At 37.5% G+C, this 11,254-nt stretch carries 9 protein-coding genes; 6 read left to right on the top strand and 3 right to left on the bottom strand.

Annotated features, from left to right (window positions below; translation table 11 throughout):
• The 3 genes from ABYT26_RS09475 to ABYT26_RS09465 all read left to right on the top strand — a co-directional run.
• On the top strand, positions 1-2,411 hold a 2,411-nt coding region (locus tag ABYT26_RS09475), incomplete at its 5' end, for a TIM-barrel domain-containing protein (RefSeq protein ID WP_372753216.1).
• Between the two features lie 78 nt (positions 2,412-2,489).
• On the top strand, positions 2,490-4,142 hold the full coding sequence (locus tag ABYT26_RS09470; protein ID WP_372753214.1) for an alpha-amylase family glycosyl hydrolase: 1,653 nt from the start codon (positions 2,490-2,492) through the stop codon (positions 4,140-4,142).
• A gap of 107 nt (positions 4,143-4,249) precedes the next feature.
• Positions 4,250-5,626, top strand: a complete 1,377-nt coding sequence (locus ABYT26_RS09465) for an alpha-amylase family glycosyl hydrolase (RefSeq protein WP_372753212.1) — start codon at positions 4,250-4,252, stop codon at positions 5,624-5,626.
• Positions 5,627-5,809: 183 nt separating this feature from the next.
• On the opposite strand, the gene ABYT26_RS09460 is transcribed toward ABYT26_RS09465, so the two are convergent.
• Positions 5,810-6,256, bottom strand: a complete 447-nt coding sequence (locus ABYT26_RS09460) for a hypothetical protein (protein WP_372753210.1) — start codon at positions 6,254-6,256, stop codon at positions 5,810-5,812.
• Between the two features lie 258 nt (positions 6,257-6,514).
• On the opposite strand from ABYT26_RS09460, the gene ABYT26_RS09455 reads away from it, so the two are divergent.
• On the top strand, positions 6,515-7,822 hold the full coding sequence (locus ABYT26_RS09455) for a hypothetical protein (protein ID WP_372753208.1): 1,308 nt from the start codon (positions 6,515-6,517) through the stop codon (positions 7,820-7,822).
• Complete coding sequence (locus ABYT26_RS09450; protein WP_372753206.1) at positions 7,797-8,531, top strand: DUF6320 domain-containing protein; 735 nt, start codon at positions 7,797-7,799, stop codon at positions 8,529-8,531. The genes ABYT26_RS09455 and ABYT26_RS09450 overlap by 26 nt, the downstream gene beginning before the upstream one ends.
• On the opposite strand, the gene ABYT26_RS09445 is transcribed toward ABYT26_RS09450, so the two are convergent.
• Both ABYT26_RS09445 and ABYT26_RS09440 read right to left on the bottom strand, forming a co-directional pair.
• Entirely contained in the window at positions 8,528-9,196 is a 669-nt protein-coding gene (locus tag ABYT26_RS09445; RefSeq protein WP_372753204.1) for a type II CAAX prenyl endopeptidase Rce1 family protein, read from the bottom strand. The genes ABYT26_RS09450 and ABYT26_RS09445 overlap by 4 nt on opposite strands.
• A gap of 9 nt (positions 9,197-9,205) precedes the next feature.
• The gene (locus ABYT26_RS09440) at positions 9,206-9,949 is read right to left on the bottom strand and encodes a slipin family protein (RefSeq protein ID WP_372753202.1); all 744 of its coding nucleotides are present in this window, start codon (positions 9,947-9,949) and stop codon (positions 9,206-9,208) included.
• A gap of 493 nt (positions 9,950-10,442) precedes the next feature.
• Between ABYT26_RS09440 and ABYT26_RS09435 the strand changes: the two genes are divergently transcribed.
• Positions 10,443-11,168, top strand: coding sequence for a sialate O-acetylesterase (locus ABYT26_RS09435; protein ID WP_372753200.1), 726 nt, complete (start codon positions 10,443-10,445; stop codon positions 11,166-11,168).
• Positions 11,169-11,254 lie beyond the last annotated feature (86 nt).

Below are 11,254 nucleotides of genomic sequence, written 5' to 3'. Positions count from 1 at the left end.
CTCTGAATATGTACAATAAAATTATTCTGCGGATTTCTCTTTTTTGGATTGTTGCTCTTGCCTCTTTTTCAGCATTGGCTCAGAACAGTCAACGGATTTATCAATCGTATCAACTCAATGGCGACAAGCTTGAAGTACTTACTCAGGACGGAAAATACCAATTTCAGTTTTACGATGCGAATATTGTAGAAACGGCTTTTGTACCCAAAGGGGAAGTGTTTCAGTCCCAATCGCATGCTGTGGTAATGAAACCTGAATCTGATCTGGCAAAAGTAATTGAGAAAGAGAATCTCCTGCTTTTTCAATCGGCAGGAATTAGTGTAGAGGTTCACAAATCGCCTTTTGGAATCAGCTACAGCTACAAAAATAAGCCATTACTTTCTGAACAGGAAGGTTATGTGAAAACGGATAGTAGCGAGAACATCGATTTTACGCTCGACAAAGATGAAGTTTTATATGGAGGTGGAGCAAGAGTGTTAGGAATGAATCGTAGAGGAAATCGCTTGAAATTATACAATCGTGCTGATTACGGATATGGAACTCATTCCGAATTGATGAATTACACCATGCCTTTGGTACTTTCATCGAAAAAATATGCGGTGAATTTTGATAATGCGCCTATTGGTTACCTCGATTTGGATAGTGAAAACACCAATACACTGCGTTACGAAACGATTAGTGGACGGAAAGTTTATCAGGTAATTGCTGCCGATAAATGGGAGGATATTACTTATGAACTGACCAATTTAACTGGTCGACAGCCCATGCTTCCACGATGGAGTTTTGGAAATTTTTCGAGTCGTTTTGGTTATCATTCCGAAGAAGAATGCCGCAATACAATTGATGAATTTAAGAAAGATTCCATTCCGGTAGATGCAATTATTCTGGATTTGTATTGGTTTGGAAAAGAGATGAAAGGGGAAATGGGAAATTTGGCTTTCAATCGCGATTCTTTTCCTACAGCGGAAAAAATGATTGCCGATTTTAATACCAAAGGAGTGAAAACTGTTCTGGTTACCGAACCTTTTATTCTCACCACATCGAATCGATGGGATGAGGCTGTAAAGGAAGAAGTGCTTGGAACCGATTCAATTGGGAATCCTTACACTTTCGATTTTTATTTCGGTAACACCGGATTGGTAGACATATTTAAACCCAAAGCAGTAGATTGGTTTTGGAATATTTATAAAAATTTAGCAAACAAAGGCGTTGCTGGTTGGTGGGGCGATTTGGGTGAACCTGAGGTGCATCCTTCGGCTTTGCAACATGTCAACGGATCGGCCGATGAGGTTCATAACATTTACGGACACTATTGGGCCAAAATGATTCATGATGGATACCAGAAAGATTTTTCCAAGCAACGTCCTTTTATTTTAATGAGGGCAGGAGCCGTTGGTTCGCAACGTTATGGCATGGTGCCATGGACAGGCGATGTGAGTCGCTCGTGGGATGGATTGAAGCCGCAAACCGAAATCTCTTTACAAATGGGATTGCAGGGAATTGCTTACATGCATTCCGATTTGGGGGGATTTGCAGGCGATAATTTGGATGATGAATTGTATACCCGCTGGTTGCAATATGGCGTTTTTCAACCCATTTTTCGTCCGCATGCACAAGAGGCAGTTGCCTCGGAACCGGTATTTCGTGAGCCAAAAACCAAAGCTCTGGCAAAAAAATCAATCGAACTTCGTTATCAGTTAATGCCATACATCTATACGCTGGCATTCGATAACAATCAAACAGGAATTCCTTTGATGCGACCCCTGTTTTTCGAGGAACCTGAAAATAAAGAGCTACTCTCGGTTTCGGATACTTACTTGTGGGGAGATGCCTTTTTAGTATCGACAATTACCGATGCTGGTTTGAAAGAAAAAGAGGTGTACATGCCAAAAGGATCGGTATGGTTCGATTTTGTTTCTGAGCAGAAATATGAGGGTGGACAAACGTATTCTATAGCCTTGAAAGAAGATCATATTCCGGTATTTGTACGTGCAGGCTCTTTCCTTCCAACAATTACAGGAATGCAAAGCACAAAGACGTACTCTTTGAAGAATTTAAATTTGGATTACTATTACAATGAATCGATTGCTGAAAGCAAAGGACATTTATACGACGATGATGGAGTAACGGCTGAGGCTTTTGAAAAAGGAGAATATGAACTCATTTCTTTTACTTCAAATTCCTCAAAATCGAAACTGAATTTGAGGATTCACAGCGAAGTAGGAAGTGATTTTGAATCTTCTTTGCAAGCTATCAACTGGACAATTCATAATATCAGCAAGAAACCAAAGAAAATATTTTTAGGAAAAAAAGCCATCGATTTTACTTGGGATAAAGAGTTGAAAACAGTGTGTTTTTCGGGAGATGTTCAAGTTTTAGGAGATCAATCAATAACAATAAAATTGCGATAGGTTTTCTTGCTGTTTGATTTGAAAGCAGCGAAAACCACAACCAATCATATAAAATTAGCGTCTAAAATAATCGAAATAATGAAGAAATTAGCATACAGTTTATTTGTCGCACTGCTTTTTTTACTGTCGGCATGTGCAACATCCGAAAAGGAAATGGTAGCTGCCCAAAAACCCTTTGTGTGGGAGGGAGCCAACTTGTACTTTTTGTTGACCGACCGATTTAACAATGGAACGAGCGATAATGATGTGAATTTTGAGCGCGAATTGCCTACCGGTAAACTAAGAGGTTTCGAAGGTGGCGACATTAAGGGGATAACTCAAAAAATAAAGGAAGGCTATTTTACCGATTTGGGAATTAATGCCATTTGGTTTACGCCTGTAACGGAACAGATTCATGGTTCGGTTGACGAGGGAACTGGAAATACTTACGGTTTTCATGGTTACTGGGCCAAAGACTGGACGGCTTTGGATCCGAATTTTGGAACAATGGAAGATTTGGCCGAATTGGTGGAAACGGCTCATGCCAATGGTATTCGCATTGTTATGGATGCGGTGATTAATCACACGGGACCCGCAACGGAAGTTGATCCTGCCTGGGAAAAAGATTGGGTTCGTATTGAGCCAACTTGCACCTATAAAAACTTTGCAACAACTGCAGAATGTACCTTAACGGATAATCTGCCAGATATCATGACTGAAAGTACTCAAGAAGTTGCAATTCCAGCTAGTTTAGCCGAAAAATGGGACAATGAAGGTCGTTACGATCAGGAAATGGAGGAACTGGATGCCTTTTTTACTCGCACGGGATATCCTCGAACTCCAAAATACTACCTAATTAAATGGTTGTGCGATTACATCATAGAATTTGGAATAGATGGCTATCGCTCGGATACCGTAAAACATACCGACGAATCAGTTTGGGCCGATTTTCGCAAAGAGTGCGAATATGCATTTCAACTGTGGAAAAAGAAGCATCCCGAAAAGGTGTTGGATGATAATGAATTTTATTCCGTTGGCGAGGTGTATGGATACAACATCAGCAGTAAGTTTACCTATGATTTTGGCGATAAGCAAGTGAATTATTTTGCCAATGGTTTTAATGAGCTGATCAACTTCGAGTTCAAGTATAATGCACAATCTAGTTGTGAGCAACTGTTCTCGAAATACTCCGAAATTTTAAATGGTGATTTAAACGGTTATGGGGTTTTAAACTACCTCTCTTCTCATGACGACGGATCGCCTTTCGATCCCAATAGAGAAAAAAGTTTCGAAGCTGCCAATAAATTATTGCTTTGTCCGGGAACTTCTCAAGTTTACTATGGCGACGAAACAGCTCGATCGCTAGTGATCGAAGGAACGGTTGGCGATGCAACTTTGCGTTCGTTTATGAATTGGGATCAGTTGGCTTCAGATACAAGCAGGCAACAAATTTTGAAACACTGGCAAAAACTCGGTCAGTTTCGTAGAAATCATCCTGCGGTGGGTGCTGGTGTTCATAAAATGATAAGCGAAAAGCCTTACTTGTTTAGCCGGACTTTTAGCAATGCTGATTTTCAAGATCAGGTATTTGTAGGAATGGATTTGCTAAAGGGTAAAAAAGAATTGGCGATTCCGGAACTTAAAAATGGAACGCAATTGCGCGATGCTTATTCTGGAAAAATCACGAAAGTGAAGAAGGGAAAAGTGAGTCTGGATACGCAATACGATATCGTACTGTTGGAGTTGTTGTAGGATCTAATATCAACACAAAGTGTCCCAAGGATTTCTTTGAATGTCTTAGTGAATTCCTATGAGACCTTCGTAGTTAATTTGAAAACTAATCATATTAAATAACTGAAATGAAAAAAATTAATCAGATTATTTTGAGCATGGCTGTACTAACAGGAATGTTGGTAGGTTGTCAAAATAAGCCAGTTGAAAAAGCTGTTGCTGAAGAAGTTAAAATTGAAAAACCTCTTGCGTGGACTCGAAATGCGAACATTTATGAAGTCAACATTCGCCAGTATACACCCGAGGGAACCATTAGTGCTTTTATTGAACATATGCCTCGGTTGAAAGAAATGGGCGTGGATATTCTTTGGGTAATGCCGATTTTTCCTATTTCGGAAAAAATGCGCAAAGGAAGCATGGGAAGTTACTATGCTGTAGCAGATTATCGTGCTGTAAATCCAGAGTTCGGAACCATGGAGGATTTGAAAAAAATGGTTGACAAAGCTCACGAAATGGGCATGCATGTGATTCTGGATTGGGTAGCGAATCATACAGGTTGGGACAATGTGTTAATGACTGAACATCCGGATTATTATACAAGAAATGAAGTTGGTGACGTGGTAATTCCGGAGGGAACAGATTGGACTGATACTGCAGATCTAAATTACGACAATGAAGGTCTACGTGAATACATGATTGGTTCATTAAAATACTGGATTGAAAATGCTGATGTGGACGGTTTCCGTTGCGATGTTGCAGGAATGGTTCCTACTGATTTTTGGGAACAGGCTCGTGAAGATTTAGATTCTGTAAAACCAGTATTCATGTTAGCCGAGGATGGCGGTGCTGAATTGGTTCAAAATGCATTTGATATGTGTTATGGTTGGGATTTTCATCATTTGATGAACGAGATTGCTCAAGGAGAGAAAAATGCGAACGATATTGATGCCTACTATGCCAAAATCGATACAGTGTTTCCTGCGGATGCTTACATCATGAATTTTATTACCAATCACGATGAGAACTCTTGGAATGGTACCGTTCAGGAGCGAATGGGAGATGCTGGGAATGCTTTTGCTGTGCTCACTTTTACTTCGCCTGGTATGCCATTAATTTATAGTGGACAGGAAGCTGGATTGAACAAGCGATTGGAATTTTTCGAGAAGGATACAATTGATTGGAGCAACAAAAGCTTGCTGCCATTTTATACCGAATTATTGAGTCTGAAAAGTTCGAACAAAGCGCTTCAGAATGGGGTAAAAGGAGGAGCAATCGTGCGTATTCCTTCCGATAAAAGCGAGAAAGTATATGCATTTGTGCGTGAAGCCGAAGGCGATAAAGTTTTGGTTATTTTGAATCTTAGCGGACAAGATCAGGAATTTACACTCCAGTCGGAAGCATTCGCTGGTGATTATAAGGATTACTTTAATGGCGAAGATGTCAGGTTTACTGCTGAAGAGGAAATGTCTCTTAAAGCATGGGGATTTAAAGTATTTGTGAACTAAGTTAGATTTCCAATTTTGGGAATACAGATAATGTTGTGAAAAAGTCGTTTTCAAGAACGGCTTTTCTATTTTTAATTTGTCTGGCTCAGAAATAAGTTAACACTAGTATTTGGCTCTGGATACTTTCCGGAGCTTTTTTTATTGGTTTGAGGGAAGAAAGATTAATCAGCTGTTTTTGTGGTTTTACATACTAACTTTTATTGCAGTATAAAATAGGGTATAAACAAACGACCATGTAATTTGAGAGATGAGCAAATACAGATAGCTGATTTTTTTATGTCCGTAATATTTGGTGTTTAGAAATACACCTATTGGAATCGATAAAAGAACAGGAGTGAGGATCGCAATTCCAGCGAGTCCGTACTTGTTCTTTAAAATGACCAAACGTCTATTTTGTTTGTTGAATTTTTTTTTGATTTTCTTTTTTGACTTGAACAACTTTAAGCCATAAGCATTAAATAGTTTGATTAGACCTTTTGAAGCTAAAGTAGAAATTAGGATGCCGATAAGTCCTCCGATATTTGTGTACAAGATGGTTTCAAAAAATGACATCTGAAAAACATAGACCGCAAGGGGAAAAGTTGCTGCGAATTTCCAAGTGCTCGAAAGAATAATTAGGAGTGCTTTCATGGGATGATCGTAATTGGAAAGTATCTTAAGTATAAAGTCTCTATTTATAAAGGTAAGAATATAAATTCGCAAGCTCCAGAGATACACGATCTCTCAATTGTAAGCGATATTTTAATTTAGACTTTACTGAATTTGATTTGTGTTTGGATTGAAATGTGTGAATATTTCGCAAATTATGAAATATACTAAGGGGACTGCCTTTTTTTCGTAACTTGATAAATGTAAAGACGGATTTTCGTTAAAACACTTACTCTTGTAATGGATAAAAAATTAAGTTTTTGGGCACCTCTTGATAATGCAGCAAAAATATTTCCAGCCATACGTACAAAAGAACATTCTACAGTGGCTCGAATTACAGCAGTTCTTAACGAGAGAGTCGCTATTAAACAGCTTTTTTCGGCGATTGAATTGGTCGAAAAAAGATTTCCTTATTTTAAAGTGAGTCTGCGAAAAGGCTTTTTTTGGTATTATTTGGAGCAGATTGATGATCCTATTAAGGTGACAAGTGATGATGGACAAGTCTGTAAGGCTTTCAACAGTAAGGATTCAAACAGGCTTCTCTTTCGTATTTTGGTTCGTAAAAATGAAATTAGTGTTGAATTTTCTCATGTTCTTACCGATGGAGCTGGTTTGCTGCAATTTCTGAAGGCCATCCTGATTTACTATTTTAAGGAAAAAGGAGTGATTCCTAAGGAACAAATAGATCCATTTTATACAAGCAAAGCGAGTCCTGAAGAATTCGAAGATGCCTACAATCGATACTTCAAAGAAAAAATACCTCATGTGATTCGCCAGCCAAAATCTTTTCATTTGCCTTTTGATTTGAATCCCAAACCTCGTTTTGATGTGCTTTTGGCCATGATTTCAATTCAAGAACTAAAATCCAGATCAAGCGAAAAATCGGTTAGTATCACCGTTTATCTCATTGCAGTTTACCTGCTGGTTCTTCAGGATATTTTTCATAAATGTAAGGCTAACGGAAAGAGGTTGCGACGTAAATTTGCTAGAATTCAAGTACCTATAGATTTGCGGAAAATCTATCCAACGAAAACCATGCGTAATTTTTCTCTCTTTGTTATGCCTGAACTGGACTTTAGGTTGGGGATTTACTCTTTCGACGAAATTCTAAAGATTGTTCACCATAAAATGGAGTTGGAAACCGATGAAAAGCTTATCAGTAAAATTATATCGCGTAATGTTGGTGGCGAACGAAATGTTTTTGTGAGAAGTATTCCGATTCTACTGAAGAGCCTTGTTTTGTATGCAAAGTATTATGCAGAAGGAGCCAATCAATACAGTGGAGTGGTGACGAATTTGGGAAATACACTTGTGCCCGATGCCATAGCCGATCAAATAAATTATTTTGTAATAACACCGCCACCACCCAATAAAAAAGTAAAGATAAATTGTGGTGTAATAGGATACAAGGATAAACTGGTTTTGAGTTTTGGCAACATTAGCAATTCAAAGGAATTTGAACGTAGATTCTTCCGATTTTTGGTTCAGCAAAATGTGAAGGTGAAAATTTTAAATACATATCATGAACAGCGAGATGAATTACTGTAATAAATGTGGTGTTGAATTGGATGACAATATGAATTTTTGTCCCTTGTGTGGTTTATCCATTGGAGAAAAATCAGAAGAGTCAGAGTCATCCATATCTGTGCAAAGCATGGAAAAGGATAAGATTATAGATGATTTCGAAAAGCTAAGCCAAGTGCAGAAACGAAAATTGTTTTGGGAGTTGTCAAACATCATTCTTTTATCGGGTATTTTGGTTACTATAACCATTAATCTTTTTTTGAATAAAAGCATTACCTGGTCGAGTTATAGCACTGTAACCTCGTTGGCAGTGCTTGCCAATATCAGCATTTTTACCTTTTGGCGGCATCGAATGTTGGTCATGGTTTTGGGAAGTTTGGTTTCAACTTCGCTTCTTCTTATTTTATTGGATTTATTTAGCACTAATGTTGGATGGGGAATTAAACTGGGAATTCCCATTTTACTTTCGTTTTATCTTTTGTTATTGCTTGTAATTGGGTTGATTCGTATCTCGAAACAGGTGGGCTTTAATATTTTGGCGATTGCATTTTTGGCAATTGGTATTTTTTCAATTTGTGTTGATGGCTTTGTTTCCCTCTATTTTATTCATCAGTTTCAGATCAGATGGAGTATTATTGTGTCAATATCCATGATTCCAATTTCAGGACTTTTGTTTTATGTCCATTACCGATTAAAAAAGGGTGTCGATTTAAAAAGATTCTTTCACATTTAAAACCAGGCGAATAGTTCGTCCCAAAGGTCCCTCATAAGGACAAAATAGAGCAAAAAACTTCCAATCCATCCATGGGCAATACCTATGGCCCAAAGGTTTCTCCATTTAAAGTAAGCCAGCAAAAAAACGACTTCCATTCCAAAAACAAAAATCATTAAAAAGATACTGGTATAGTGTACCAAACCAAAAAGTGCTGAGATCAAAAAAATAAGGATATATCTATTTATGCTAGGTTTTACCAACGAAATCAGATTATTGGTAATTAGTCCGAGCATTAAATATTGTTGAACGATTCCCCAAATGGGATACAGGCAAATAATGGGCAGAATGTGCCAGGTAAATGTTAGGGAATGATTGAAGTATCCATAAATCAGGGAAACCGTGATACTTAACACAACAAGCGGAAGCAGAAAGGTTATAGAGCGTTTAAAATTACTTCTTGTAAATCCCCAATGTTTAAGTACCTCCCGATTGGTAGAATATCTAAACAGAATATAAGCAGCCCAAAAAATACAGATGCCTGCAATGTAAAAGGCACGCATCTGCAAGTGGTCCATCAGGATGTATTTTAGTATGCCGCTTAGGATTACGGCAATTAATTCTAGACGAGGGTAATTCGTAATTCTCAAAATTTTATTTGTTGATTTGCTCAATAAGATGTGCATAAACAGTTCTTAATCCTCCTCTTTTTGGCGTCGTGGTAAAACCTCTTCTGGAAATGGGAACAGAATGGTCGAGTTCTTTTCGGAAGCGATGTTGGCCAGTGTTTGGTACAATCGAAGTTTGATTGCCGATGGCGATTTATCGATGAGCTTTCCTGCGGCCAGCAAACTTTCTGCAGCTTGCTCTTCTGCTGTAGCCAAAATAATTCGTGCTCTTCTTGATCGTTCGGCTTCGGCCTGATTGGCCATCATTCGGCGCATGTTTTCGGGCAACTGTATGTCTTTTATCTTTACATCAATAATGACAATTCCCCAGACTTCAGTTTCTTTTTCTACAATGCTTTTGATGTTTTTTCCCATTTCCTCACGTTTGGAGAGAATGGTATCCAATTCTACCTTACCACACACATCGCGTAAAGCAGCTTGTGCCAATTGTGTGATAGCAAAAGTGTATTCTTCTACCTCCAAAACTGCCTTTTCGGGATCGTTGATTTGAAAAAATACTACGCCATCGATACTACAGGGTACATTATCTTCGGTCATAACTTCCTGCGAATCGATATTGATGGTGATTACCCGAATGTCGACAATATTGATGGTTTCGACTACGGGAATCACCCAGCGAAGACCGGGTTGCAGAATTTTGATGTATTTGCCAAATCGGAACTTTAAGGCTCGTTTGTATTCAAAAATGACACGAATTCCAGACAGTAAAAAAAATAGAAGAATGACTGTTAAAATAGAGAAAATATTCATGGTATTTTGTTTTGTGTGGGATGAAAAAACGGGTTCAATATAAAGCTGTTGAGAGGGACTGAAAAAGATGGATACCTTGTTTCCAAATTTTTGATTGGATGATGCTTTACTTAATTTACGAAAAAGGCTGCGCTCTAGCAAAAAATCATTTTAGAAGTTTTTACTTAGGTATTTTCTGTTCACAACATTTTTTCTTTTTAGAGTGAAATTCATCTTTTTTTGTTCTGTATTTACTACTTATATTGTTCGTAATACATTTCTAATAAGCTTTAAAATGGTGATTTATCTAGGTATTGGCTAATTTGAGGTTTCTATGTTTTGTTAAGCTATGATTGTTTCGTAGATTCGGGAAGAAAATACACTCAAAATCCTCATGGTTCTCCAAAAGTAGGAGATATAGAAATTGTAATTATTTGGAGCTTAGTCTTTATTCTAGAAGAGTATTACAATTTCTCTTGAAAAGATAAAATACATGTATATATTATTATAAGGAATGAAAGGAAAGACAATTTTATTACTGGGTTTATTCATCATATTATATTTTGGATCTAAACAAGAAGGAAAACATCTATTCATACTCTCGGGTCAATCGAATATGGCGAGATTAAAAGTTGAGGAATCATTTACTCCTACAGTCGAAGCTAAATTTGGAGCAAATAATGTGATTGTAGTGAAAGATGCTTTAGGTGGTCAGCCTATAAGACGTTGGTATAAAAACTGGAAACCACTCGAAGGTGATGAACCAAAGGCTCAGCCTGATTTGTATGATTCCTTGTTGATTAAAGTTGAAACTGCTATTAAAAATGAAAAAATTTCAAGTGTAACTTTCGTTTGGATGCAAGGAGAACGTGATGCCAAAGAGAAATTAGGAGAGGTTTATGAAAAAAGCTTGCTTGGACTATACCAACAGGTATGTGATGACCTAAATACTAAGGATGTAAATTTTATTATTGGAAGATTAAGTGATTTTGATATGTCAAATGAAAAATATCTACATTGGACCATGATCAGGGATATTCAGGTAAAAGTAGCTGAATCGAATCCTCATTTTGATTGGGTGAATACAGATGACCTTAATGATGGTATCAATAGAGGTGGAAATGAAATAATAAATGATTTACATATGTCTGCTGAAGGATACGTAACTTTGGGTAAGCGCTTTGCCGAGACTTCAATTCGGTTAATTGATATAAATAGTAAAATCTATCCTTTTCTATAAGTACTGACAAGGATAAAGCAGCATATAAAACCGCTTATAAATAAACAAATCTTATAACCAAAAAAACACAAAACAAACCCGAAAAT

Origin of the sequence: Labilibaculum sp. (assembly GCF_041595635.1) — a bacterium.
Lineage (GTDB): Bacteria > Bacteroidota > Bacteroidia > Bacteroidales > Marinifilaceae > Labilibaculum.
The sequence above is the reverse complement of the archived record's forward strand: the minus strand, read 5'-3'. Positions and strand labels throughout refer to the sequence as shown.

What these genes read in the sequence shown, in the direction of transcription:
- ABYT26_RS09470 (WP_372753214.1), top strand. Translation starts at nt 2,490, where the DNA reads ATGAAGAAATTAGCATACAGTTTATTTGTCGCACTGCTTTTTTTACTG.
- ABYT26_RS09465 (WP_372753212.1), top strand. Translation starts at nt 4,250, where the DNA reads ATGAAAAAAATTAATCAGATTATTTTGAGCATGGCTGTACTAACAGGA.
- ABYT26_RS09460 (WP_372753210.1), bottom strand. Translation starts at nt 6,256, where the DNA reads ATGAAAGCACTCCTAATTATTCTTTCGAGCACTTGGAAATTCGCAGCA.
- ABYT26_RS09455 (WP_372753208.1), top strand. Translation starts at nt 6,515, where the DNA reads ATGGATAAAAAATTAAGTTTTTGGGCACCTCTTGATAATGCAGCAAAA.
- ABYT26_RS09450 (WP_372753206.1), top strand. Translation starts at nt 7,797, where the DNA reads ATGAACAGCGAGATGAATTACTGTAATAAATGTGGTGTTGAATTGGAT.
- ABYT26_RS09445 (WP_372753204.1), bottom strand. Translation starts at nt 9,196, where the DNA reads ATGCACATCTTATTGAGCAAATCAACAAATAAAATTTTGAGAATTACG.
- ABYT26_RS09440 (WP_372753202.1), bottom strand. Translation starts at nt 9,949, where the DNA reads ATGAATATTTTCTCTATTTTAACAGTCATTCTTCTATTTTTTTTACTG.
- ABYT26_RS09435 (WP_372753200.1), top strand. Translation starts at nt 10,443, where the DNA reads ATGAAAGGAAAGACAATTTTATTACTGGGTTTATTCATCATATTATAT.